The sequence below is a fragment of the Streptomyces sp. PSU-S4-23 genome (assembly GCF_055632315.1).
In genome coordinates this window covers 3,953,719-3,976,978 of the sequence record NZ_JBVMUU010000002.1, presented here as the reverse complement: position 1 = coordinate 3,976,978, position 23,260 = coordinate 3,953,719, and the positions used below count along the sequence as shown (strand labels likewise).

At 73.8% G+C, this 23,260-nt stretch carries 21 protein-coding genes; 11 read left to right on the top strand and 10 right to left on the bottom strand.

Annotation, left to right across the window (positions count from 1 at the left end):
- Window positions 1–79: 79 nt before the first annotated feature.
- A complete protein-coding gene (locus tag ACZ79I_RS18145) occupies window positions 80–1,570 on the top strand; it encodes an MFS transporter (RefSeq protein ID WP_471498559.1) in 1,491 nt (496 codons plus the stop codon).
- A gap of 326 nt (window positions 1,571–1,896) precedes the next feature.
- Complete coding sequence (locus ACZ79I_RS18140; protein WP_471498558.1) at window positions 1,897–3,615, top strand: bifunctional metallophosphatase/5'-nucleotidase; 1,719 nt, start codon at window positions 1,897–1,899, stop codon at window positions 3,613–3,615.
- 93 nt (window positions 3,616–3,708) lie between these two features.
- Here the strand turns inward: ACZ79I_RS18140 and ACZ79I_RS18135 are convergent, their stop codons facing one another.
- Window positions 3,709–3,969 (bottom strand): DUF397 domain-containing protein, encoded by a 261-nt coding sequence (locus ACZ79I_RS18135; protein WP_471498557.1) that lies wholly within the window; start codon window positions 3,967–3,969, stop codon window positions 3,709–3,711.
- The gene (locus ACZ79I_RS18130) at window positions 3,953–4,789 is read right to left on the bottom strand and encodes a helix-turn-helix domain-containing protein (protein ID WP_471498556.1); all 837 of its coding nucleotides are present in this window, start codon (window positions 4,787–4,789) and stop codon (window positions 3,953–3,955) included. Before ACZ79I_RS18130 ends, ACZ79I_RS18135 begins: the two co-directional genes overlap by 17 nt.
- Before the next feature lie 113 nt (window positions 4,790–4,902).
- Here ACZ79I_RS18130 and ACZ79I_RS18125 point away from each other — a divergent pair, with 113 nt between their 5' ends.
- Window positions 4,903–5,127: a hypothetical protein gene (locus ACZ79I_RS18125; RefSeq protein WP_471498555.1), complete on the top strand. Its 225-nt coding sequence runs from the start codon at window positions 4,903–4,905 to the stop codon at window positions 5,125–5,127.
- Complete coding sequence (locus ACZ79I_RS18120; RefSeq protein WP_471498554.1) at window positions 5,124–5,342, top strand: hypothetical protein; 219 nt, start codon at window positions 5,124–5,126, stop codon at window positions 5,340–5,342. The genes ACZ79I_RS18125 and ACZ79I_RS18120 overlap by 4 nt, the downstream gene beginning before the upstream one ends.
- 57 nt (window positions 5,343–5,399) lie before the next feature.
- Here ACZ79I_RS18120 and ACZ79I_RS18115 read toward each other — a convergent pair whose 3' ends face one another.
- The 3 genes from ACZ79I_RS18115 to ACZ79I_RS18105 form a co-directional block, all read right to left on the bottom strand.
- The gene (locus tag ACZ79I_RS18115) at window positions 5,400–6,833 is read right to left on the bottom strand and encodes a PTS transporter subunit EIIC (RefSeq protein ID WP_471498553.1); all 1,434 of its coding nucleotides are present in this window, start codon (window positions 6,831–6,833) and stop codon (window positions 5,400–5,402) included.
- Window positions 6,834–6,937: 104 nt separating this feature from the next.
- Complete coding sequence (gene murQ, locus ACZ79I_RS18110; RefSeq protein WP_471498552.1) at window positions 6,938–7,873, bottom strand: N-acetylmuramic acid 6-phosphate etherase; 936 nt, start codon at window positions 7,871–7,873, stop codon at window positions 6,938–6,940.
- 55 nt (window positions 7,874–7,928) lie between these two features.
- Window positions 7,929–8,864, bottom strand: coding sequence for a MurR/RpiR family transcriptional regulator (locus tag ACZ79I_RS18105; protein WP_471498551.1), 936 nt, complete (start codon window positions 8,862–8,864; stop codon window positions 7,929–7,931).
- A gap of 56 nt (window positions 8,865–8,920) precedes the next feature.
- Here ACZ79I_RS18105 and ACZ79I_RS18100 point away from each other — a divergent pair, with 56 nt between their 5' ends.
- Window positions 8,921–9,304, top strand: a complete 384-nt coding sequence (locus ACZ79I_RS18100; RefSeq protein ID WP_471498550.1) for a hypothetical protein — start codon at window positions 8,921–8,923, stop codon at window positions 9,302–9,304.
- An 87-nt stretch (window positions 9,305–9,391) separates the two neighbouring features.
- Here ACZ79I_RS18100 and ACZ79I_RS18095 read toward each other — a convergent pair whose 3' ends face one another.
- Window positions 9,392–10,540: a GNAT family N-acetyltransferase gene (locus ACZ79I_RS18095; RefSeq protein ID WP_471498549.1), complete on the bottom strand. Its 1,149-nt coding sequence runs from the start codon at window positions 10,538–10,540 to the stop codon at window positions 9,392–9,394.
- A 27-nt stretch (window positions 10,541–10,567) separates the two neighbouring features.
- Window positions 10,568–11,212 carry an HD domain-containing protein gene (locus ACZ79I_RS18090; RefSeq protein ID WP_471498548.1) on the bottom strand — a complete coding sequence of 215 codons (645 nt, stop codon included), beginning with the start codon at window positions 11,210–11,212 and terminating at the stop codon, window positions 10,568–10,570.
- Between the two features lie 46 nt (window positions 11,213–11,258).
- On the opposite strand from ACZ79I_RS18090, the gene ACZ79I_RS18085 reads away from it, so the two are divergent.
- From ACZ79I_RS18085 to ACZ79I_RS18075, 3 genes are all read left to right on the top strand, one after another.
- On the top strand, window positions 11,259–11,936 hold the full coding sequence (locus tag ACZ79I_RS18085; RefSeq protein ID WP_471498547.1) for a maleylpyruvate isomerase family mycothiol-dependent enzyme: 678 nt from the start codon (window positions 11,259–11,261) through the stop codon (window positions 11,934–11,936).
- A gap of 73 nt (window positions 11,937–12,009) precedes the next feature.
- On the top strand, window positions 12,010–12,717 hold the full coding sequence (locus ACZ79I_RS18080; RefSeq protein ID WP_471498546.1) for a copper homeostasis protein CutC: 708 nt from the start codon (window positions 12,010–12,012) through the stop codon (window positions 12,715–12,717).
- A gap of 148 nt (window positions 12,718–12,865) precedes the next feature.
- Window positions 12,866–14,104, top strand: a complete 1,239-nt coding sequence (locus ACZ79I_RS18075; protein WP_471498545.1) for a trypsin-like serine peptidase — start codon at window positions 12,866–12,868, stop codon at window positions 14,102–14,104.
- A 66-nt stretch (window positions 14,105–14,170) separates the two neighbouring features.
- On the opposite strand, the gene ACZ79I_RS18070 is transcribed toward ACZ79I_RS18075, so the two are convergent.
- Window positions 14,171–16,135 (bottom strand): HelD family protein, encoded by a 1,965-nt coding sequence (locus ACZ79I_RS18070; protein WP_471505045.1) that lies wholly within the window; start codon window positions 16,133–16,135, stop codon window positions 14,171–14,173.
- Between the two features lie 530 nt (window positions 16,136–16,665).
- On the opposite strand from ACZ79I_RS18070, the gene ACZ79I_RS18065 reads away from it, so the two are divergent.
- The gene (locus ACZ79I_RS18065) at window positions 16,666–16,866 is read left to right on the top strand and encodes a hypothetical protein (RefSeq protein ID WP_471498544.1); all 201 of its coding nucleotides are present in this window, start codon (window positions 16,666–16,668) and stop codon (window positions 16,864–16,866) included.
- Between the two features lie 19 nt (window positions 16,867–16,885).
- Here the strand turns inward: ACZ79I_RS18065 and ACZ79I_RS18060 are convergent, their stop codons facing one another.
- Window positions 16,886–18,529 carry a DNA repair helicase XPB gene (locus tag ACZ79I_RS18060; RefSeq protein ID WP_471498543.1) on the bottom strand — a complete coding sequence of 548 codons (1,644 nt, stop codon included), beginning with the start codon at window positions 18,527–18,529 and terminating at the stop codon, window positions 16,886–16,888.
- Window positions 18,530–18,595: 66 nt separating this feature from the next.
- Window positions 18,596–21,373: a helicase C-terminal domain-containing protein gene (locus ACZ79I_RS18055; protein WP_471498542.1), complete on the bottom strand. Its 2,778-nt coding sequence runs from the start codon at window positions 21,371–21,373 to the stop codon at window positions 18,596–18,598.
- A gap of 211 nt (window positions 21,374–21,584) precedes the next feature.
- Between ACZ79I_RS18055 and ACZ79I_RS18050 the strand changes: the two genes are divergently transcribed.
- Together ACZ79I_RS18050 and ACZ79I_RS18045 are read left to right on the top strand one after the other, a co-directional pair.
- The gene (locus tag ACZ79I_RS18050) at window positions 21,585–22,592 is read left to right on the top strand and encodes a hypothetical protein (RefSeq protein ID WP_471498541.1); all 1,008 of its coding nucleotides are present in this window, start codon (window positions 21,585–21,587) and stop codon (window positions 22,590–22,592) included.
- 25 nt (window positions 22,593–22,617) lie between these two features.
- The gene (locus ACZ79I_RS18045; protein ID WP_471498540.1) at window positions 22,618–23,244 is read left to right on the top strand and encodes an HAD family hydrolase; all 627 of its coding nucleotides are present in this window, start codon (window positions 22,618–22,620) and stop codon (window positions 23,242–23,244) included.
- The last annotated feature ends 16 nt before the right edge of the window (window positions 23,245–23,260 follow it).

Genomic DNA, 23,260 nt, shown 5'->3' with positions numbered 1-23,260 from the left:
ATTTCGCTTGCTTAAGTCAATCAATCCGATTAGGTTGCTTGAGTCAAGTACATCTGCTGTCCGACGGAGGACCCCTGCCATGTCCGACGCCCCTTCCCCGCCCGCCACGACCGGGGAAGCCCCGCCGCCGCGCCCGAACACCGTGGTGGCGGTGCTGGCCTTCGCCGGAATCGTCGTCTCGCTGATGCAGACCCTGGTCATCCCGATCATCACCGAGCTGCCGCAACTGCTGCACGCCTCGCCGTCGGACACCGCCTGGGCCATCACCGCGACCCTGCTTGCCGCCGCCGTCGCCACCCCCGTGATGGGCCGGCTCGGTGACATGTACGGCAAGCGCCGCATGCTCCTGTTCGGCATGTGCATGCTGGTGGCGGGTTCGGTCACGGCCGCCCTCAGCGACTCCCTGACCCCGATGATCGTCGGACGGGCGCTGCAGGGCCTGTCCTCCGGCGTCATCCCGCTCGGCATCGCCATCCTGCGCGACGAGCTGCCCGCCGAACGGCTCGGCTCCGCCACCGCGGTGATCAGCGCCTCCCTCGGCGTCGGCGGCGCCCTCGGCCTGCCCACCGCCGCGGCCATCGCCGACACCTTCGACTGGCACGTGCTGTTCTGGACCTCCGCCGTACTCGGCGTCGTGGCCGCCGTCCTCGTCCTGGTCCTCGTGCCCGAGTCCGCGGTGCGCACCGGAGGGCGCTTCGACCTGCCCGGCGCCGTCGGCATGGCGGCCGGCCTGATCTGCCTGCTGCTGGCGATCTCCAAGGGCGCCGACTGGGGCTGGGCGAGCGGCACCACCCTCGGCCTGTTCGCGGCGGCCGTCGTGGTCCTCTCGGTCTGGGGCTTCTACGAACTGCGCGTCAGCGAGCCCCTGGTGGACCTGCGCACCACCGCCCGCCGCCAGGTGCTCGTCACCAACCTCGCCTCGGTGGCGATCGGCTTCGCCATGTTCGCGATGTCCCTGGTCATCCCGCAGGTCCTGCAGATGCCCGAGCAGACCGGCTACGGCCTGGGCAAGTCGATGCTCACCGCCGGCCTGGTCATGGCGCCGTCCGGCCTGGTGATGATGGCCCTGGCCCCGGTGTCCGCGCTCGTCTCACGGGCCAGGGGCCCCAAGGTGACCCTGATGATCGGCGCCCTGATCGTCGCCTCCGGCTACGCCCTGAACATCGCCCTCATGGACCAGGTGTGGCACTTCGTGCTGGTCTCCTGCGTCATCGGCGCCGGCATCGGCTTCACCTACGGCTCCATGCCCGCGCTCATCATGGGCGCCGTGCCCCCGTCCGAGACGGGCGCCGCCAACAGCCTCAACACCCTGATGCGGTCCATCGGAACGTCCGTCGCCAGCGCCGTCGCCGGTGTCGTCCTGGCCCATATGACCATGTCCCTCGGCCCGGTCGCCCTGCCCTCCGAGGACGCCTTCCGCACCGTCCTGATCACGGGGGTCGCCGCCTCCCTCCTCGGCTTCGCCGTCGCCGCCTTCATCCCGCGCCGCCGCCCGGCCGACACGGAGCCGGCACCCGCCTCCGGCGGACCGGGCGGGCAGGCCGCGGAGGTGTCCGGGGCCAGGACGTAGAGCCTCCGTATCGCCGGGTGCGGGAGGGCCGGGCGGGGCACAGGAGCTGACCGGCGGGGCAGATGAACTGACCGGCAGTCATATCCGTCGCGTCATGTCCATTGCGGAAGGCGTTGCGTCGAAGGCGTTGCGTCCCTGCGGCGAGCGGGTGACTTCCGGGCGGGGCGCGAACGGCCCATACAACGGCGCGGACACAGTACCCCCGGGTGGCGGAACGGCCGCGGGCCCGCTGTGGCCGCGAGCCGGTCGCCGTGACGGCAGCTCCCGCACACGTGGGGCCCGTCCCGCGCCATGGCACGGGACGGCCCGGATCGGAGAGAGGACCCGTGCTGTTCAACTCCCGTCGTCCGAGGCTGCTCTCAGCCCTGGTCGCGGCACTGGCCCTCGGCGCCACGGCGGCACCGGCGGCCGTGGCAGGAGACGGAGACGGGCACGGGCACGGGCACCGCCCCGGCTCCCCGTTCGGTCTCCGGCTGATCGGCGTCAACGACTTCCACGGCAACCTCCAGCCGCCCGCGGGCAATGACGGACTCGTCTTCCGGCGCGACGGATCGACGGTACCGGCGGGCGGCGCCGCCTACCTGGCGACCCATGTCAAGCAGCTCCGCCGCCAGGCCGACAACTCCCTCCTCGTCGGCGTCGGCGACCTCATCGGCGCGTCACCGCTGGAGTCCGCGCTGTTCCACGACGAGCCGACGATCGATCTGATGAACCAGCTCGGCATGGCCGCCTCCTCCGTGGGCAACCACGAGTTCGACAAGGGGTATCTGGAGCTGCAGCGCATGCAGCACGGCGGATGCAGCCCGGTGGACGGCTGCCGTTTCGACCCCTACTTCCAGGGCGCCCACTTCCCCTACCTCGGCGCCAACGTGAAGTTCGAGAACTCCGGCAGGGACGCGCTGCCGCCCTACTGGATCCGGCGCGTGAACGGCGTACCGGTGGGCTTCATCGGCGAGCCCCTCACGGACACCCCGAGCGAGGCCAGCCTCGGCGGGACGGCGGGCCTCACGTTCCAGGACGAGGTGCGGACGGCAAACCGGTACGCGGACCGGCTGAACCGCGCGGGCGTCAAGACGATCATCCTGCTCCTGCACCAGGGGGACAACACCACCAGGCCCAACGATCCCGAGACCTGCGACGTGGCGAGCGGGGGACCGGCACACGCCATCGCCGAGCAGGTCAGCCCGAAGATCGACGCAGTCTTCAGCGCGCACACCCACCAGCAGTACGTGTGCTGGGTCAACGACCCCGCCGGGCACCGGCGTCCGCTGATCCAGGGCAGTTCCTACGGGCGGGAGCTGGCCGTGACGGACCTGCAGATCGACCCGCGCACCAAGGACGTCCTGCGGGACCGGACGACGGCGTTCAACCAGATCGTCACGCGCGACGTGCCGCAGGACCCCGAGGCCCAGGCCCTGGTCGCCCGGGCGGTGGCCCTCGCGGCGCCCATCGCGAACAAGGTCGTGGGCAGGATCACCGCCGACATCCCCAAATCCACCGTGGGCGAGTCCGCCATCGGCGATGTGGTCGCCGACGCCGAACTCGAAGCCACCACGAACCACGGGGCGCAGGTCGCCCTGGTCGACCCGGGTGACGTCCGAGCGGAGCTCACCTACCATCCGCCGAACGGAGAGGTGACCTACGGGGAGGCCTTCAGCGTGCTGCCGTTCGACAACACGCTGGTCACCCTGTCCCTGACCGGAAGTCAGCTCAAACAGGCACTGGAACAGGGATTCCCGAACCGCGGGTCGCGTCCGCTGCTCCTCGACCCGTCCGCGAACATGGAGTACACCTGGTCCCAGTCGGCGCCCGACGGATCGAAGATCACATCGATCACGATCAACGGCCAGCCGGTGCAGCCGAATGCGACCTACCGCGTGACCGTGAACGAGTACCTCGCCGGGGGCGGAGACGGATTCACCGTGTTCACCCAGGGCGCGAACCGCACTGCGGACGGCAAGGACCTCGCCGCGCTCACCGACTACCTCGGCGCGCACAGCCCGGTGGCGCCACCGCCGCTGAACCGCATCCACACAATCCCGTGACCGGCCGCCACGAGGTCCCCGCCACGCTCCCGTCAAGAACGGCCTCCGTAGCCTCCCGGCACCGGGGCATGGACGGCCTCAGTGCGGCCTTCGTCAGGCCTTCACGTGCTCGACGAAGGCCGCCCATGCCTCCGCCTGGAACACCAGCTTCGGGCCGCGGGGGTTCTTGGAGTCGCGGACGGGGACGACGGCGGGGTGGCCGTCGGCGACTTCGAGGCAGTTGCCGCCGCTGCCGTCGCTGTGGGTCGACTTGCGCCAGCGGGCCACCTCGACGCAGTCGCCTCCGCTGCCGCCGCTGTAGCTGGACTTGTGCCAGGTCTCCGCGGTCAGGTCGTACTCAGGGATGCTCCTCATGGGCGTAATCCTCCGCCGCCGATTCGATCAGGGCCAGGGATTCTTGCGGTGAGAGTGCAGTGGCCCCGAGCAAATCGTAAGCGAGTTCGTAGCGTGTGACGGTGGCCCGCTCGTCCTCCAGCCTGCCCGTTCCAGGGCCTTCGAAATAGACGAGTGTCGGTGCGTTGTCGAAGACCATCAGCTTGACCGCGCCGCCCATCAGCGTGTGTGCGCCCTCCTTGAACGGCAAGACCTGCACGATGACTCGGCGCCGGCGAACCATCCCGACGACGTGCTGGAGGGCTTCGGCCATCACAGCGGGCCCGCCCGTCACCCGACGAAGTGCTGCCTCGTCAAGCACGGTCCACAACACCGGCTTTGTTGGATTGCTGAGCAGCTTGGCCCGCTCCACCCTTGCCGCGACCAGTTCGTCGATCTCCTCCTCAGGCGCAGTAGGCTGATGTGCAAGGCACACGGCCCGCGCGTACCCGGGCGTCTGCAGCAGCCCCGGGATCAGCATCGGCGCGTACTCCCGGATCGCCGTGGCGACGGCCTCCGCCTCCGCCGCCTCCGCGAAGTGCTCCGGATACCGCGACTTCGCCGCCGCCCGGCAGTGCCGCAGGAAGAAGTCCGTGCCGAGCACGTCGTCGAGCATCCGGGCGTACTCCGGCTGCATCCGCCGCGTACCCGCCTCCAACTGCCCGATGAACGATCCGCTGACGAACAGCCTTTGTCCCAGCTCCTCTTGGCTCAGCCCCGCTCTCTCGCGTCTGTGGCGGAGTTCGGCGCCCAGCAGCGCGCGGGGTGACGAGGACGGGTCGAGGTCCTTCGGTCCGGGCATGGCTACTCCATGTCACACAGCAGTGGTTGTTGGGGTGTCCCGTCTGGCCAGGTTAGACGGGTGGCCGACACGCTGTGTGGTGAACGTGAAACTCACAGTGGAGGAACGGCGCTATGGACATGACTACGGGTCACCGGCCCGCCCGCTCGGCCGAGGAGGCCGTGGAACTGCTGCGTGCGGCCCTGCACGACGTCGGCATCGTGCTGCCCTCGCTGCGGGTCGACCCGGTGACGGGCGCGCAGGGTGACCCGTACGCGCTGGTCGATCTCGGCCGCTGCAACCTGGGCGTGGCCTCACGCCTGGCGGCCGTGCTGCGCGGGCGGGGTGACGGCTCGTGAGCGGGACGGCGCCCGCGGTCGGCTCGTACGCCGTGGACGGGCGCGACGGGCGGATCGGTGAGGTGATGGGGCACGAGGGCGGTTACGTGCAGTTGAGGCCGGTGGCGGGCGGCCGGGAGTGGGACTGTCCGCCGGAGTCGGTGGGGCCCGCGCCGCCGCGGGAGGTGCTGCGGCAACGGGTGCGGCGGATGAACCGGGACCGCCGCCCCTGGTGAGCCGCTCAGCGTCTCAACGGGCGCTCACCAGGAGCGCCGCCCCTGGTGAGCGCCCGTTCATCGCCCCCCGGATGCGGAACCGGAGACGGGAGCCGCGGCCACCTCGGCCGCGGTTCCCGCTCCCGCTCGCCCGGCGAAGCCGAAGAAGTACGTCGCCGCGAAGCCCACCAGATAGCCCGTCAGCAGCCCGCCCGCGTAGATCGCCGCGGTCAGGGGCAGGCCGCCCGTGCCCGACAGGAGCGGGAACAGGGCCCAGCCCGACGGGCCGATCGCCGTCGCCCCCACCTTGTCGCCGAGCATCGCGAAGCAGCCGACGAACGCGCCGCCCGCCGCGCCGCCCGCGCAGGCCGTGACGAACGGCCGGCCCAGGGGCAGCGAGACACCGTAGATCAGCGGTTCGCCGACGCCCAGCAGACCCGCCGGGAGTGCGGATCTGATCGTCGTGCGGATCGAGGTGTCGTGGCGGAGGCGGATGTAGACCGCCAGGGCGGCGCCCACCTGGCCCGCGCCCGCCATCGCCAGGATGGGGAGCAGCACCGTGGAGCCCTGTTGCTCGATGAGGGTGGTGTGGAGGGGGATCAGGGCCTGGTGCAGCCCGAGCATCACCAGGGGCAGGAAGAGGCCGCCGAGGACCAGGCCCGCGAACGCGCCCGTCGTGGACAGCAGCCAGGTGGCCGCCGCGCCGATCGCGGTGGCGGCCGCACCCGCCGCGTACATCAGGACGTACAGCGTCAGCAGGCCGGGGACGAGGACCGTCAGCGTGGGTGTCACCAGGACGTCCAGGGTTCCCGGCACCCAGGTGCGGCACCACTTCTCGACGTACGTCGCCAGGAGCGCCGCGGCCAGGGCGCCGAGGACCCCGCCCTGGCCGGGGGACAGCGGTTCCCCGAACACCGTGACCTTCGCGACGCCCGGGTACACCACGACCGCCGCCACCGAGCCGCCCAGCACCGGGGTGCCGCCGAACTCCTTCGCCGTGTTGTGGCCCACGAAGACCGCGATCAGGGCCATGAAGCCGGAGGAGAGGGCGGCGAGCGCGGGGGTGAGGGACGGCAGCAGGCGCAGGTTCTGCAGCAGGCCGGCCGCGCCCGCGATGACGCCGCAGCCGACGAGGGCCGGGATCAGCGGGACGAAGACGTTCGCGACGCGGCGCAGCAGCAGCCTGCCCGGGGTGGCGTTGCTCCGTCGCCGCGCCTCCCTCAGCTCGGCGCCGCGGGCGGCCGGTTCGGCCGCCCTGGGCCGCCGGAGCGTCTCGAACTCGGTGGCGACCCGTGCGGCCGTCCCGGGCCCGAGCACGATCTGGTACGTGTCGTCGTCCACGACTCCCAGTACGGCGGGCACCGCCCGCAGGCCGGGCTCGTCCACCAGGGAGCGGTCGGCCAGGCCCAGCCGGAGGCGGGTCATGCAGTGGGCGACGGAGGTGACGTTCGCGGGGCCGCCGACCAGGGGGAGGAGCGCGGCGGCGGTGGCAGCGTGTGGGGTACCGGTCACCTGACGAGCGTGCGGCCCGGCGGGCCGCCGTCGGGGGAGCCGCGCGCAGGCCGCTCCCGCTCTCCTCCGGAAGGCGGTCCACCGGTCAGCGGGCGTCCCGGTCCTCAGCCGCCCGCCTTCTCCAGCGCCACGCGCAGGTGCCCCCGGCTCTCCGCGAGCAGCCGTGCCGCCGACGGGCCGTCCACGCCTCCCAGGATCGTCAGGATCGCGTTCTTGACCTCGCCGTCCGTGGCCGCGAGGGCGTCCTCGATCTCCTCGTCCGTCGCGCCCGTGGCCAGGGCGACGATGCGGTGGGAGCGGGCGCGCAGCTTGTCGTTGGAGGCGCGGACGTCGACCATCAGGTTCCCGTACGTCTTGCCCAGGCGGATCATCGTGATCGTCGAGAGCATGTTGAGGACCAGCTTCTGCGCGGTGCCCGCCTTCAGCCGTGTGGATCCGGTCAGCAGTTCGGGGCCGACGACGATCTCGATGCCGTGGTCGGCGGCCGCCGCCAGGGCGCTGTCCGCGTTGCAGGACAGGCCGACCGTGAGGGCGCCGTGCGCCCGGGCGTGCTCCACCGCGCCGACCGCGTACGGTGTGCGGCCCGAGGCGGAGACGCCGACCACCGTGTCGTGGGCCGTCAGGTCCAGGGCGTCGAGGTCCCGCGCCGCCAGTTCTCCGGAGTCCTCCGCGCCCTCGACCGAGGTGACCATCGCGTCGGGGCCGCCCGCGATCAGGCCCACGACCCGGGAGGGGTCGGTGTCGAAGGTCGGGGGGCACTCGGACGCGTCGAGGACACCGAGCCGCCCGGCGGTGCCCGCGCCGGCGTAGACGAGCCGGCCGCCCCGGGCCATCCGTTCCGCGACGGCGTCGATGGCGGCCGCGATCTGTGGGAGCCGTGCGGCGACCGCGGCGGGCACGGTCGCGTCCTCGCCGTTCATGAGCCGGGCGATCTCCAGTGTGGGGAGCCGGTCGATGTCGGACAGTTCCGGGCGGAACGCCTCGGTGGTCAGGGTCTCCAACTGGGCGCGGAGGTCGCGGGGGTCGGACGTGGAGGTCATCGAAGGCGGCTTTCTTCGGTGCGGCACTGCTCGGGGTGGAGGACGGGAGAAGGGGCTAGCGCTGCGTTCCGCGCGGGCGGTGGCGGTGCGCCAGGGCCTCGTACGAGGCGGACAGGGCGGGCGCGGCGGTCTCGTAGGTCCGCTGGGCCACGCCGACGAACAGGCAGTCCACGACGAGGAGCTGGCTCGTACGGGAGGACATGGCGGCTGGCCTCAGCTCGCTCTCGCGTGCCGTGGAGGTGGTGAGCACGTGGTCGGCGTACTGGGTGACGGGCCCGTCCGGGCGGCCGGTGATCGCGACGGTGGTCGCGCCGTGCTCGAAGGCGACGCGCAGCGGTTCGATGACGTCGCCGGTGGAGCCGGAGTGTGTGATCGCTATGGCCACGTCCTTGGCGCGCAGCTGAACGGCGTTGGTCACGGCGAGGTGCGGGTCGCCGGGCGCGTGGGCTATGAGCCCTATGCGCAGCAGCTTCTGCACGAGATCCTGGGCGACGAGCCCGGAGGCCCCGATGCCGTACACGTCGGTGCGGCGGGCGGCGGCGAGTGCGGAGACGGCGGCGCCGAGCTGCACGGTGTCCAGTCCGGCCGCCGTGTCGGCGAGGGTCTGCTGCTCGTCGTAGGCGAGCTTGGCGACGACGTCCGCGATCGGGTCGTCGACGGCGATGTCGGCGGTGACGGACGGGGCGCGGCCCGACTGCTGCTGGGCGGCGAGGCCCGCGAGGGCGAGACGCAGGTCCCGGTAGCCGGGGTAGCCGAGGAGACGGGCCGTGCGGACGACGGTGGCCTCGCTGGTCCCGGTCAGCTCGGCCAGCCCGGTGACCGTGAGGGCCGCGCACCCGGCCGGGTCGCCGGCCACGGCCTCGGCGACGCGCTGCATGGACCGGGTCATGGAGGGTGCGAGGGTGCGCACCTTGGCGGCCAGCGCGGCGGGCGCGGGCGGCACGCCGGGCCCCGCCGAGCCCGCGAAAGTTTCCTTCACGTCCTGGGTCACAGGATGAAAGATATTTTCCGTTCGGACGTATGGTCAAGAGTGCGCACAATGGGCGTATGGAGCCCATCAGTCCGCTCGAACAGGCGCTGCACGCGGCCCGCGCCCTGGTGCTCGCCGACCTGATCGCGGGCGAGGTCGTCGAGGCCGACGTCGTCTCGCTGGTCGAGGACTCCGTCGTGCAGCGGCGCTGGTGGGTCGAGCAGTGGCCGGAGGGCGCGGTCTACGTGGCCGGGCTGGTCGCCCAGGACGTCCAGGACGCCCTGCTGGAGCGCTACGGACGCTGGCCGCTGTGTCCCGTCTGCCCTTCCGGTGACCCGCATGCGCTTGACGTGGAGCCGGAGCTGGGCCCGGACCCGCACTGGGTGTGTCACAAGGCGGGCGTGAAGGTCGCGGCCGTCGGGTCGCTGGGGAGGGCGACCGGCGGTATGGCGTCCTCGTGACGGTCCGCGTCGGCCCTCCGGGGCCGCGGGGTGGTGCGGCCGCCGTGCGTCTCCGGTCTGCGCGGGCGACGGGGCGCGGGAGCGGGGTCAGCGCTGCCGTATGTATGCGTACGTCTCCTCGTTGTACGTCTCCCCGTTCCCCCCGTTCCCCCCGTTCCCCCCGTTCCCCCCGTTCCCCCCGTTCCCCCCGTTCTCGCCCGCTCGTGTGAATCCCGCCCGTGTGAATCCCGCCCGTGCCAGCACGCCCTGCGACGGGGTGTTGTCGCGGTCGGTGACCGCCAGCAGCCGCTTGACGTCGTCCCTGGCCAGTGCCCAGGCCGCCAGCGCGCGCAGTGCCTCGGTCGCGTAGCCGTGGCCGCGAGCGGCCTCCACCAGGTCGTATCCGACCTCCGCGCGCCCTTCGTCGTCCGGGGTGCCGTGGAATCCCATGCTCCCTATGGCGCGGCCGTCCTCGGACCGCACGAGCACGAACACGCCCCACTCGGGCCGGTGCACCCCGGCCTCGTACGCCTTGAGGACGATCCCGGCGGCGTCGCGCGTGGTGTCGAAGGGACCGCCGTCGATCCACTCGAAGCCGCCGGTGCCGCCCGCCCTCAGATCGGCGGCGGCCGCGGGCGTGAGGCCCTGGAGGGTGACGCGCCCGGCGGGGATCACCAGGTTGTTGTGCCAGCGCCACTCGGTGACGGGGGCGCGCCCGGGCAGGTCGCCGCGGCCTGTGGCCCACAGGAGCGTGGGCCAGGGTTCGGGGCCGGGCCGCACATGCGGGAAGAGCCGGGTCAGGACGTCCTCGCACAGCTCGGCCGGCGGCTCGTACGCCAGGCCCAGGCCCTCGGCGATGTCGTGGGTGTGCAGGAGCACCTCGGCGACGCCCATCGCGGCGAACCCCTCACGGTTCGCGCTGCGGAAGGGGTACGGGTGGAAGGCGCGCACCTCGCGGGGCGTGGTGGCGACGGCGGCGGCGAGCAGCGCCCCCGTCGTCTCGATCACCTGCAGTGCGCCCTCGGTGCCGGTGCCGTCGTCGAGCGTGATCTCGAAGGGCACGTAGTCGTCCTGGGCGCGCCCCGCCAACTGGCCGGCGTAGGCGATGAGATCGCTCGCCACGTGCTCGGCGGTGCGGCGGCAGCTCCACTCCACACGCCCCGCCCTGACGCCCCAGTCCCGGTCCACGCCCGCCCGCAGCGCCGCCACCGCTCCCGCGACGGCCTCCGTCACCCGTTCCCCGCCCATGGTCCGCATGTGGTGCAGGGTAGGCGCGTGCCGTCCTCAGTTCGACAGCATTTCCAGCTCGGAGGCGATGTTGTACCGGGCCGTGGCCTCCCACTCGGCCTGCCCCTTCGGTGTGTGGAACAGCCGTGGCAGGGCGAGCAGCTGGCGCAGCACCGCGGAACGGCCCTCGTGGAACGCGTCGTTGGGGACGAAGCCGTACTCCTCGCGGACGCCGGCGGCGTAGGCGGCGTAGGCGGACGGGGGCGCGGCGAGGATCGCGAGGTCGGCGTCGCACAGGACCTGGCCGTTGCGGTCGTCGTCCGCCGGGTCGTGGCCGACGGTGAGCCGGACCAGGCGGGCGGCCTCGGCCGTCCCGGCGCGGGAGACGCCGGCCTCGGGCAGGGCGCGTTCGGCGAGCCGGGCGGAGCGTTCCTCGTTCTCGGAGCGGTCCGGGAGGTAGACGGCGTCGTGGAACCAGGCCGCCAGGCGGACCACGTCCGGGTCGTCGGCGTACGCCTGCAGCGCGTCGACGTGGTCGAGGACCGCCGTGAGATGGGTGAGCGTGTGGTAGTGGCGCTGCGGCTCCTGCCAGCGCGCGAGCAGGTTGTCGGCGTACGGGGCCGGGTCGGGGCCGCCGCCCGGTCCCCGGGCTCCTTCCAGGGCGCTTGCCCAGCGGGCGCGCAGCGCGTCGAGATCGGCCATGTGCCCATTCTCCCGCGGGTGCGCCGGGGGCCCTTAGCGTGGTCCCATGACGACTGCAGACCTGCACGACGACGTACGGGACCCGGATCTGCCCGGCCGCCTGCTGACCGTGGAGCGCGACGCGCTGATCCCGCTGCTGCGGGCCCGCCCGGACGCGGACTTCGCGCTGCCGACCGCCGCCTGTCCGGGCTGGACGGTGCGGCATGTGCTCGCGCACTGCTCGGCGGCCCTGATGCGGGTGGTGGAGAACCGGTTCGAGAAGGGCGTGTTCAGCCCCGAGGCCAACGAACGCGACATCGCCGACCGCGCCGCGTGGAGCAACGCCCGGGTCGTCGACGAACTGGAGCACGGGATGACCCGGGCGGGGGCCGTGATCGCGAAGGCGGACGGGGTGCTCGACGTGATCGCGCTGGGCGAGTGGGTGCACGCCGGGGACGTGCGGGAGGCGTTCGGGGAGCCGGGGGCGTACGCGGGCGACGGGCTGCCCCATGCGCTCACCCTGCTGGCCCGTGTCTCCCGTGTGAAGCGGCACGTCCCGCTGCACGCGGACCTCGACGACGCCGACGAACCGCTGCGCCTGGGCGATGCGAGCGGGACACGCCCGCCGGCCCGCTACATCGGCGGCGCGTCCACGCTCGTACGGCTCTACTCCGGCCGCCCGCTGGCGGGGGCGCGCTATGAACTGGCCGGAGCGGGGGAGCAGGAGCTGAACATCTTCGGCTGACCGCCCCCGCCGTCGTACCCTGAGATTGGACTAGACCTGTAGCCGCTCCAGGGAACACGACGGAAGGGGTCCTATGAGCACGCGTGCAGTCCTGGAGGTGATCGCCCTCGACGTCGAGGACGCGGTCGCCGCCCAGGCCGGAGGCGCGGACCGCCTAGAGCTGGTCACCGACATGGCCGCCGACGGGCTCACCCCGCCGCTGCGCACCTTCGCCGGGATCCGCGCCGCCGTCGACATCGCGCTGCGCGTGATGCTCCGTCTCCGGGACGGCTTCGCGGCCGGTGACGTCGAGCCGCTGCTGCGCGCCGCGCGCGGGCTGCGCGCCGCCGGTGCCGACGAGTTCGTGCTCGGGTTCCTCGGCCGGGACGGCGGGCCCGACCTCGACGCGCTGGAGCGGATGGCCGCGGAGCTGGACGGGTGCCGCTGGACCTTCCACCGCGCGATCGACCACTCCGCCGACCGCGCCCGGCTGCGCGAGCAACTCGCCGGACTGCCGGGCCTGGACGCCTATCTCACGGCGGGCTCCCCGGCCGGCGTGGACGACGGCATGCCCACGCTCCTCGCCGAGGCGGCCCGGCGCGGCGAGCCGGGCCACACCCAGCGGCTGCTGGTCGGCGGCGGCCTGCGCCTCGGCCATGTCCCGCGGCTGCTCGAGGCGGGTGTCGACGCCTTCCACATCGGCGGCGCGGCCCGCCCGGGCGGCTGGGGCGCACCGGTCTCGGCGGAGGCGGTGCGGGAGTGGCGGCGGGCCGTCGACGGGCGGCCGCCGCACTCCGTCTGACGCCATGTCACGGAGTTGTGGCGGCCTGGTAGCCGTTGTGTCCTGACCGTCCCCCGACGGTCGGCGCGTGGGCGCCGAGGTGCATAGTTGAGGGCGCTCCGGCCGTGCCGGAGCATGACAACTTTCCGTCACAGGGGGACTGGGCTCCATGCCATTCATACGCCGCCGCGGCGTCACGGCCGCTGCCGCCGTGATCGCCGCGGTCATGGTGACCGCCACGGCCTGCGACAGCAAGGCGGACGACGACAGCAGGGCGTCCGCCTCGTCGTCGGGCCGGGCGGACCGGAAGGACACGGGCGCCGGCACCGGCCAGGACGGGGGCGGGACCTCGATCGGCGGCTTCAAGCTGCCGGACGGCATCCCCACCGACCTCACCGGCCAGGCCCTGCAGAAGTGGAAGGACGGCGGCTGGAAGGACTTCGGCACCTGGAAGTCCAAGGCCGAGGACTTCGCCAACCCGTACATCAAGGACTTCTGGACGCCGGAGCGGCTGGCCGAGGCGAAGACCAACCTGCCGGCGGTGCCGGAGGCGAGCGGCATCAGCTCCGGCTCGGGCGGCACCACCAAGGTGTACGCGCCCGACGGCACGGTGAAGCGGAAGGCGGCCACGCGGGTCCCGGCGACGTACCACCGCTACGCGCCGCCCGTGGGCAAGCTGTTCTTCAGCACGCCCCAGGGATCCATGGTGTGCTCCGCGGCGGTGGTCACCGACCCGGCGCATCCCGGCAAGTCCAACCTGGTGTGGACGGCCGGGCACTGTGTGCACGCGGGCAAGGGCGGCGGCTGGTACCGCAACATCGCCTTCGTCCCGTCGTTCAACAACGGCGCCCGGTACGGCATCCAGCAGGCGACCCGGAACGCCCGCTCCTCGGCGGTCTCCCCGTACGGCGTCTGGTGGGCCGACTGGGCCACCACGTCCCAGGCGTGGATCAGCGGCGGCGCCCACCGGGCCACGGTGGCCTACGCGTACGACTACGCCGTGCTGCACCTCAAGCCGGAGAAGGGCCACAAGTCCCTTCAGGAGGCGGTCGGTTCGGCGCTCCCGGTGTGGTTCGGCGCGCCGGCGGCCAACAAGGCCAAGGGCCTGGAGCTGCGCGGCTACCCGGCCGAGGCGCCCTACGACGGCTCGAAGATGTACGACTGCCGCGGCGCCACCAAGCGCCTGGTGCTCGGCTACAGCTACCCGAGCTCGTACCCGGCGCAGTACATGATGGGCTGCACGATGAACGGCGGTGCCTCCGGCGGCCCCTGGTTCACGACGCACAACGGCCGTACGTACCTGGTCTCCAACAACTCCCTGAGCGACCGCAGCACGTATGTCAGCGGTCCGCACCTCGGTGACAACGCCAAGCAGGTGTACCTGGCGACCAGCAGGAAGTTCAGGTAGAGCGGCCGGCCCCGGCACGAGCCGTACGCTCCCGGCCCCCGGCGCCCCCGCGCCGGGGGCGCGCCGTCACCCGAGCTGGGGCGGCAGCGGTGCCGCGTGCGTCACGATCAGGCCCGAGACCGCCCGGGTCAGGGCCACGTACAGACGGCGCAGCCCGGTGCGCTCGTCCGGTTCGCCGTCGACGACGGCCTGCGGCTCGTCCAGGACCACGTAGTCGTACTCCAGGCCCTTGGCGAGCGAGGCCGGGACCAGCGTCAGCCGGGTCTCGTGCGTCGTCTCCTCGCCGGGGCCCAGGTAGCCGATGCCCTCCGCGGCGAGCGCCTCGGCGAGCGCGGGGACGCGGGCGTCGGCGGCGATCAGACCGGTCGAGCCCTCGTGGCGCAGCAACTCCGCGCAGGCGGCCACCACCTGGGCGGTGCCGGCGACCGCGCGCACGTCGAAGAAGCCCGGGTTCTCGCGCACCGACGCCACCGGCGTCAGGTCCGGCGCGATGTGCGGCAGCAGCCGGGAGGCGTACGCGATCACGTCCGTGGGCACCCGGAAACCGGCCGTCAGTTCCTCGACCGCCGCCCCGGACTTCCCGAGGTGGGCGAGCGCCTCCTGCCAACTGCGCGTCGCCCAGGGCGTGGTGCCCTGCGCGAGATCGCCGAGCACGGTCGCCGAACCGGTCGTGCAGCGCCGGCCGACGGCCCGGTACTGCATCGGGGAGAGGTCCTGCGCCTCGTCCAGCACGACATGCCCGAGCGAGTGGGTGCGCTGGACGAGGTCGGCGGCCTCGTCGATCAGCACGGCGTCCGCCGGCGACCACCTCGCGGACCTCACGGACCGCACCGGCTTCGCCCAGAGGATCTCCTTCTGCTCGTCCGCGTCGAGGATCCCGTCCGCGTGCGCGGCCAGGAAGCCGGCCTCGGTGAGCAGCCGCAGGACGAGCCTGGCGGGGTCCACGGGCGGCCAGATCGCCTTGACCGCCGCCTTCACGGCCGGGTTGCGGGCGACGGCGTCCTGCACGCGGTCGTCCGGCGCCTCCCCGGCCCGCTCCATCTGGACCAGCACGGCGTGCGCGATCCGCTGCGGCAGGGCCTCCCGGGCGGCGCCGTAGCGGATGTCCCGCTCCAGCAACTCCCGGACGATCTCCTCGAGTTCGTACGCGGGCACCCGCCAGCGCCGGGAGCCGCGCACCACCACGACGGGCTCGGCGGGCATCGTCACCTGCGCGCGGACGGCCCTGCGCAGCACCTCGGCCATGCGCGCGTCGCCCTTGACGACCGCGGCGGCCGCGGTGTCCGTCCCGCGCACCTCTACGTGCGCGACGAGGTCGTCGACCGTCGACTGCCGGACCTCCAGCTCGCCGAGCGCGGGCAGCACCTGCTCGATGTAGTGCAGGAAGGACCGGTTCGGCCCGATGACCAGGGTGCCGGTGCGGGCGAGCCGCTCGCGGTGGGCGTAGAGGAGATAGGCGACGCGGTGCAGGCCGACGGCGGTCTTCCCGGTCCCCGGGCCTCCCTGGACGCAGACCGTGCCGGACAGTCCGCTGCGCACGATCTCGTCCTGCTCGGGCTGGATGGTGGCCACGATGTCGCGCATCGGGCCGACACGCGGCCGCTCGATCTCCTGCTGGAGCAGCCTGCTGGTGGTGGCGGCCTCGGCGGGGTCGGAGAGGTGCTCGTCCTCGTACGCGGTCAGGTCGCCGCCGGTGTAGCCGAAGCGGCGGCGCAGTGCGATGTCCATCGGGTCCTTCTTCGAGGCCCGGTAGAACGGCTGCGAGACGGGCGCGCGCCAGTCGATCACCATCGGATCGCCGCCGGCGTCGTGGACGTGCCGGCGGCCGATGTAGAACCTCTCTCCTCCGGCGCCCTCGGCCCGGTCGGCGCCGGGTGCGTGGAGGTAGTCGAGGCGGCCGAAGAACAGCGGGGTGTGGCTGAGGTCGGCGAGGGCCTTGATGCGCTCGTCGATCTGACGGGCGAGGACCTCGGCGTTGACCCAGTTCGCGGTGACGTCGCGGATGTCGAGGTTCTCCACGTCCTCGCGCATGGCGCGCAGCGCGGCCCGGGAAGCGGCGAGGTGGGAGCGCTCGCGGGCGAGGGGGCCGGTGCCGGAGGGGCCGGAGACGGGATCCGGGGCGGGATCCGGGGCGGGGCCGGGAGCAGGGCCGGGGGCCGGGTCGGGGGCGGACGGGGCTGACGGGATGGACACGGAAAGGTGCCTCCGGGGCGTGGCAGCGGGCCGGCCGGGGCGCGGGGGCGCACCGGCCGGCCGGCGCGGTGACAGGTGGCGGTTCTGCCGTCCGGTTTCCGTCCGGACAGCGGCTCTCCGTGAAGGGAGGCGGGCAAGAGAGGGGATTGTAGGTGACGGCCGGATGAGGGGGCCAACGGTTTTCCGGCGCGCCCGCCTGCCCTTCCGGCGCGCGGACCGCGGTGCCTCGGGGTCCTCACCCCGCTCGCCCTAGGGGATGCGCTCCCCCTGGAGTACTACGCGGGGCGGACCGCAGGGGTACGGGACGGCGGCGCAGGTTACACCCTTGGTCCGACGCCATTCGGGGTGCCCGGTTCCACCATGGAGACATGAGCGCAGCAGCCTTCTCCCCGGTCCCCTCACGGCACGGCCCGCCGCCCGGCGCGACCGCCATCGACAGCGGCACCCACCGCCACCGCCTCGGCGACGCCCTGCACGCCCTCAGGGTGTTCGTGGGCGCCGCGGTCGACGTCGTCCTCCTCGGCGAGTACGGCGAGGAGGCGGGCGTCCGCCGCCGGCAGCTCGTCTGACCCGGCCTGCGGCCTCTCCTCAGTTCCCGGCCAGCAGCTCGTCCGCGTCCACGATCCGGTAGGCGTACCCCTGCTCCGCCAGGAAGCGCTGGCGGTGCGCCGCGAAGTCCTGGTCGATGGTGTCGCGCGCCACGACCGAGTAGAAGTGGGCCTGATGGCCGTCGGCCTTGGGCCGCAGCACCCGTCCCAGCCGCTGCGCCTCCTCCTGGCGCGAACCGAACGTCCCCGACACCTGGATGGCGACCGTCGCCTCCGGCAGGTCGATGGAGAAGTTCGCCACCTTGGAGACGACGAGCACGCTGATCTCACCCTCGCGGAAGGCGTCGAAGAGCTTCTCGCGCTGGGCGTTGGAGGTCTCGCCCTTGATGACGGGCGCGCCCAGGTGCTCACCCAGCTCGTCCAGCTGGTCGATGTACTGCCCGATGACGAGGATCTGCTGCCCGGCGAAGCGCCGCACCAGGGCCTCGGTCACCTTCCGCTTGGTGTCCGTGGTGGCACAGAACCGGTACTTCTCCTCGGTCTCGGCGGTGGCGTACGCGAGCCGCTCGGACTCGGTGAGGTTCACCCGCACCTCCACGCAGTCGGCGGGCGCGATGTACCCCTGGGCCTCGATCTCCTTCCAGGGCGCGTCGAACCGCTTGGGCCCGATGAGGGAGAACACGTCCGACTCGCGCCCGTCCTCCCGCACGAGGGTGGCGGTCAGGCCGAGCCGCCGGCGCGCCTGCAGGTCCGCCGTGAACTTGAAGACGGGCGCGGGCAGCAGGTGCACCTCGTCGTAGACGATGAGGCCCCAGTCGCGGGAGTCGAACAGCTCCAGGTGGGGGTAGACACCCTTCCGCTTGGTGGTGAGCACCTGGTACGTGGCGATGGTGACGGGCCGGATCTCCTTGCGCGTACCGGAGTACTCGCCGATCTCGTCCTCGGTCAGGGAGGTCCGCCGCACCAGCTCGTGCTTCCACTGCCGGGCGGAGACGGTGTTCGTGACGAGGATCAGGGTGGTGGCCTTGGCCTGGGCCATGGACCCGGCGCCGACGAGGGTCTTGCCGGCCCCGCAGGGCAGGACGACGACGCCGCTGCCGCCGTGCCAGAAGTTCTCCACGGCCTGCTTCTGGTAGGCCCGCAGGGCCCATCCGTCCTCGCGCAGCTCGATGGGGTGCGCCTCGCCGTCCACGTACCCGGCGAGGTCCTCGGCGGGCCAGCCCAGCTTGAGCAGCACCTGCTTGATCTGCCCGCGCTCCGACGGATGCACGGCGACGGTGTCCTGGTCGATCCGCGCCCCGACCAGCGGTGTGATCCGCTTGGAGCGCAGCACCTCTTCGAGGACGGGCCGGTCGGTGCTCGACAGCACCAGTCCGTGGGCCGGGTGCCTGGTGAGGGTCAGCCGCCCGTACCGGTCCATGGTCTCGGCGATGTCGACGAGCAGCGCGTGCGGCACCGGGTAGCGGCTGTACTGCACGAGCGCGTCCACGACCTGCTCGGCGTCGTGCCCCGCCGCTCGCGCGTTCCACAGGCCGAGCGGGGTCACCCGGTAGGTGTGGATGTGCTCGGGCGCCCGTTCCAGTTCGGCGAACGGCGCGATGGCCCGACGGCAGCCGTCGGCCTGCTCGTGATCGACTTCCAGGAGCAGAGTCTTGTCGGACTGGACGATGAGCGGACCATTCACGCGGGCACCCTTTCCGTATGGCCGATCCGGGCGGCCAAACGTCCAGTGTGCCTCATACGGGAACGATCACAGCTGGTCGTCCGCGAGCTCGGCCACCCCCGTGACCCTGTGCAGCGGATACGTGCGGACCTCGTCCGCCGTGTGGTCGTACGCGGTGACGAAGCCGCCCTCCACCCGGACGGGGGCGATCAGGCGCTGGGTGGCGGCGCCCTCGGCGTTGACGTAGCCGATCCAGAGGGATTCGCCGGTCAGGACGGCGGCCTGCATGGTGGCGAGGGTCTCGGCGGACGTGGTGCGCGGCAGCTCGCCGGCCGCGGTGGGGGCGCCGGCGGGTTTGCGGGGAGCCGTGGAGGCCAGGTCGCCGGCGCGGATGGCGCGGAGCGCCGCCGTCAGGAGTGCGGCGTCGGGGTCCGGGGGCCCCTCCGGGACCGGCTCCGGCGGGGTGCGGGGCGGGGTGCGGTGGGCGTGGGCGCGGGTGATCAGGACGTCCCCCTCCGCCGACTCCGCGGCCGGGGCGAAGCCCATCGCACGCAGGCCGTCCAGGAGCGTCGCCGGGTCGGCCTCGGCGGCCAGCACCGTCGGGGCCAGGCGCCGCAGCCGCAGGGCGGCCGCGCGCTTGTCCGCGACGATCTCGTTCAGCAGGGCGTCGTCGTCGCAGCGCACATACGCCGAGGCCGCCCCCACGCGCAGATGGCCGTGTCTGCGGGCCACGTCGTCGATCAGGTACGTCAGCGGCTGCGGGACCGGGGTGCGGGAGTGGGTGGCGAGGAACGCGTGCAGGTCGGACGCGGTACGGCCCGCGTCCAGGGCGCGGCGCACGGTGGCGGGCGTGAAGCGGTAGACGGTCGCGCCGCCCTTCGACTCGACGTCCGCGAGCACACCCAGCATGTCCGCCAGCGGCCGCTGGAGCGGGCCGGGCGCCACCGCCGTCAGGTCCGCCTGGAGCAGGACGTGGTCCAGCGGCTCGGGGAGCAGCGGGGCCAGCAGCCGCGCGGCACGGGCGGCGGCCGCCGCCCGCTCGGGCGCGGTGAGCGGCTCGCGCAGGCCGGGGCGGTGGTACTGCCGGTGGACGGGGAGCTTGTCGCCGGGGCCGGTGGGGGTGGCGCCGGGGACCGCGGGCCTGGAAACCGGCTGGGTGGGGGCCGGGGGCCCGGAGACGGGCTGGGTGGGGGCCGCGGGCCCGGAGACGGGCTGGGTGGGGGCCGGCGGCCCGGGGACCGGCTGGGCGGGGGCCGGCGGATGGTCCGGGTGCTCGCCGAGCAGGGCCCGGCCGTGCGCCGACAGGGCGCCGCGGCCCGTGACGCCCAGCAGCTCCGCCTCGGACAGCGTCCACCGGGCCAGGCGGGTGCGCAGATCGTCCGCCGTCGGCTGCGCCCCCCTCAGGGGACGCTCCCAGCGCAGGCGGGCCGGCACCGACTCGGGGGCCGGGGCGGTGCCCTCGGGCAGCCCGGCGAGCAGGGTCAGGACGCGGTGGCGGACCTCCGGCGCGGCCGAGCGGTCCAGACCGGGGCCGAGCGCGGAGAGCGTGCGGTCCTTCGCGTCCCGGCCGCCGACCAGGCCCGGGGTGCGGGTCGCCGCGAGCCATGCCGTGGCCAGGCGGCTCCAGCGCTCGGCGGCGGGAAGCTCCCGCCACTCGTCGTACGCGGGGGTCGCCGCGTACCGCTCGTCGGCCTCGCCGTCCGACGCCAGCAGGCCGGCCGCGTAGGCGAGTTCGACCCAGAAGGCGGCCACGGGCTCGGACACGTCGAGCGCCACCGCCGTCCGCTTCAGATCGCGCACGCTCAGGCCGCCCGCGCGCAGCACCGGCGGTCCGCCCTCGTCCCAGTCCTTCAGCAGCTCCTCGACGGTCGCGAGCGCGGTGTACGCCTGCCCGGCCGCCGTCGCGTCCACCACCTGGGGACGGTGGGTGGCGGCGGCCTCCACAGCGGGCGGCAGCGGCTCGGGACGGCGGTGGGCGCGGCCCCCGCGCAGGTGCAGGGCCACCTCACGGGGGAGGACGACCGTGCCGGGGGCGGTCGGCAGCAGCAGGCCCCGGTCGAGGAGCCAGCGCAGCCGGTGCGCGGGGGCCGCGGTGACCTGGCCGTACGGCGGCCCCCACACCAGCCGGGACAGGACCTCCAGGGAGTCGGCGGGTGCCGTGTCGAGCAGCGCGGCCATCCGGGTGCGGTCGGTGAACAGGCCCGTGAGCAGGGTCACGGCGGACACCGTGTCATGGGTGGTCGGCAGCCCGGCGGCGGTGAGGATCTCCTGGATGCGGCCGGGTGACATGGCGGCGGCGGCCTCCGCCACGGTGGGGCCGAGGCCCGTGGGCGAGGGGTGCTGGGGGGAGGGCGCGAGCAGTTCCCGGGCCGTGCGGACCAGCCGGAGGCAGTCGTCGGAGCCCCAGACGAGGGCCTGCTCGCGGAGGGTGGCCAGGGCGCGGGGCAGCGCCTCGGCGACCACGGGCCCTGAGGCGCCGGCGGAGGTGCCGGCCGCGGTGCCGGCCGTGGTGCCGATCACGGCGTCGGCCGCGGTGGCGGCCCGGTGTCCGCCGTCGCCGGCCATCAGGCCGAGGAGCTCGTCGTACGACGCCGGGTCCGCGGCCACCGCCAGCGCCTCCGCGGTCTGCAGGGCGAACGTGTCGAGGCGCTCCAGCGCGCGGACGACGCTCGCACGGGTGGCGGCGCGGGTCGCGAGCTGGGTGAGGTCGGTGGGGACCGGGGCGACGAGATCCGGACGGGCGCGCAGGAGGGCTGCCAGGGAGGCGTCGTCCCGGGCGCGCAGGGACTCGGCCAGCGAGCGGGGGGCGGTGGTGCCGCTGCCGGTGGCCGGGGGTTCCTTGCGCGAGCGCTCCTCGGGGGTCATCCGCTCAACCGTAGCGGGTGACCGGCAGGGGCAGCCCCCGCGGCGTCGGCACGATGGCGTTCGGGGGGCGGCACGGCGGCCCCGGTGGTGCGGGCCCCGGTGGCGGCGCCTGCGACCGGGCGGCACGGCGCGGTCGCGGTGCTCCGGCGGAGCCGTAGGCGGTACGGTCGTCGCACAGGGTGTCCAATGTGCCCGTCCCGGAGGGGACTTCGTGGGGATCGAGAGCGACCAGCTGGTCTTCGACTATCTGAGCCGGGTCGGGGACCTGGCCCAGCAGCGGCAGCTGCCGTCGGCCGCGCGCATGCGGCTCGTGTCCGAGCTGCGCGGCGAGATCGACCGGCGCCGGGCGAAGTCCCCGGTCGACAGCCCGGCCGCCGTGCGCCGCATCCTGTCCCGCCTCGGCACCCCCGACGAGCTGGTCGCCGCCGCGGCCGCCGATGCCGGCGGCGCCGCCCCCGGGAGCCGCCCCGCCGCCGTGCCCCTCCAGCGTGCCGACGAGCCGGACGACCGCCCCAAGGGCCTGCGGCGCGTCGTGCCCCGCCCCCGCGCCGCCGAGCCCGGCCCTGCCCCCGCATCGGGGAACGCCGCCTCCCCGCCCCACCTGGCCGGTGCGCACGAGCTGGGTGACAGCGCCACCCGGCCCGACTGGTGGCGCGTCGAGGGCGGGGGGCCCGGGGGACCCGGGGGAGGGTTCGGGCTCGGTGACGCCGTACCGGGGTTCGTCGGGGGTGTGGAGATCCCCGAGCTGCTGAAGCCGCCGCCGGGCGGCACGGCGAAGCCGAAGCCGGAGGGCGCCGGCGAGGAGCCGGAGCCGGCCGCGGAGGCCGCTGCGGCCGCCGGCGAGACCGCAGCCGCGCCGCGGCGCCGGCTGCCCCGCCTCACCGGCTGGGGCAACCCGCTGCTGCTCCTGGCCGCGGGGCTCCTCGTCGCCGGCGCCGTCCTCGGCAGCTGGATCGCGCTCGGCCTCGGCTGGCTCATCGCGTGGGCGTCCCGCCGGCTGAGTCCCGTCGAGTCCAAGTGGGCGGTCATGGGCCTGCCCGGTGTGGTCGCGGCCGGGGGCGTCGTCTGGCTCTGGGGCCGTACGGAGGGCCGCTGGGGCGCACCCATCGCCGAGGGCCATATGAACGACGCGATCGCCCAGACCTGGCCGTGGGTGGTCCGGGGCGCCGCCCTGGCCTCGGCCCTGTACCTGGTGTGGCGCTCGCGGCGCGGGCGATGACTGCGGCACCGCCTCCATGGGGACAATGGCCTTCATGACATCTGGCGCCCTCACCGTCGGCTTCGACCTCGACATGACCCTGATCGACTCCCGGCCCGGAATCCGCGCCTGCCTCCGGGCGCTCTCCGCGCGTACGGGGACGTACATAGACGCCGATCTGGTCGTCACCCGGCTCGGGCCGCCGCTGGCCGAGGAGCTGGTCCACTGGTTCCCGGCGGAGCGGATCGAGGCCATGGCCGATCTCTTCCGGGAGATGTATCCCGGCATCGCGATCGCGGAGACGACGGCCATGGCCGGGGCCCGCGAGGCGATCGCGGCGGTGCGGGCGGCCGGCGGGCGCACGATCGTCGTGACCGCGAAGTACGAGCCCAACGCCAAGCTGCACCTGGAACACCTCGGCATCGAGCCGGACGCGGTGGTCGGCGACCTGTGGGCCGAGGGCAAGGCGGAGGCGCTGCGGGAGCACGGCGCCGCGGTGTACGTCGGCGACCACACCGGTGACGTCCGCGGCGCCCGCAGCGCGGAGGCGTACTCCGTCGCCGTCGCCACCGGCCCCTGCGACGCCGACGAACTGCGGGCCGCGGGCGCGGACGTCGTCCTCCGCGACCTCACCGAGTTCCCCGCCTGGCTGACGGCGTACGCCTCCCGGTGAGAACCAGGGAGGGGCG

Bases quoted from the DNA above. Each gene is read 5' to 3' on its own strand.
- ACZ79I_RS18145 (WP_471498559.1), top strand. From the start codon at position 80: ATGTCCGACGCCCCTTCCCCGCCCGCCACGACCGGGGAAGCCCCGCCG.
- ACZ79I_RS18135 (WP_471498557.1), bottom strand. From the start codon at position 3,969: ATGAGGAGCATCCCTGAGTACGACCTGACCGCGGAGACCTGGCACAAG.
- ACZ79I_RS18130 (WP_471498556.1), bottom strand. From the start codon at position 4,789: ATGCCCGGACCGAAGGACCTCGACCCGTCCTCGTCACCCCGCGCGCTG.
- ACZ79I_RS18125 (WP_471498555.1), top strand. From the start codon at position 4,903: ATGGACATGACTACGGGTCACCGGCCCGCCCGCTCGGCCGAGGAGGCC.
- murQ (WP_471498552.1), bottom strand. From the start codon at position 7,873: ATGACCTCCACGTCCGACCCCCGCGACCTCCGCGCCCAGTTGGAGACC.
- ACZ79I_RS18100 (WP_471498550.1), top strand. From the start codon at position 8,921: ATGGAGCCCATCAGTCCGCTCGAACAGGCGCTGCACGCGGCCCGCGCC.
- ACZ79I_RS18095 (WP_471498549.1), bottom strand. From the start codon at position 10,540: ATGCGGACCATGGGCGGGGAACGGGTGACGGAGGCCGTCGCGGGAGCG.
- ACZ79I_RS18090 (WP_471498548.1), bottom strand. From the start codon at position 11,212: ATGGCCGATCTCGACGCGCTGCGCGCCCGCTGGGCAAGCGCCCTGGAA.
- ACZ79I_RS18085 (WP_471498547.1), top strand. From the start codon at position 11,259: ATGACGACTGCAGACCTGCACGACGACGTACGGGACCCGGATCTGCCC.
- ACZ79I_RS18080 (WP_471498546.1), top strand. From the start codon at position 12,010: ATGAGCACGCGTGCAGTCCTGGAGGTGATCGCCCTCGACGTCGAGGAC.
- ACZ79I_RS18075 (WP_471498545.1), top strand. From the start codon at position 12,866: ATGCCATTCATACGCCGCCGCGGCGTCACGGCCGCTGCCGCCGTGATC.
- ACZ79I_RS18070 (WP_471505045.1), bottom strand. From the start codon at position 16,135: ATGCGCGAGGACGTGGAGAACCTCGACATCCGCGACGTCACCGCGAAC.
- ACZ79I_RS18065 (WP_471498544.1), top strand. From the start codon at position 16,666: ATGAGCGCAGCAGCCTTCTCCCCGGTCCCCTCACGGCACGGCCCGCCG.
- ACZ79I_RS18055 (WP_471498542.1), bottom strand. From the start codon at position 21,373: ATGACCCCCGAGGAGCGCTCGCGCAAGGAACCCCCGGCCACCGGCAGC.
- ACZ79I_RS18045 (WP_471498540.1), top strand. From the start codon at position 22,618: ATGGCCTTCATGACATCTGGCGCCCTCACCGTCGGCTTCGACCTCGAC.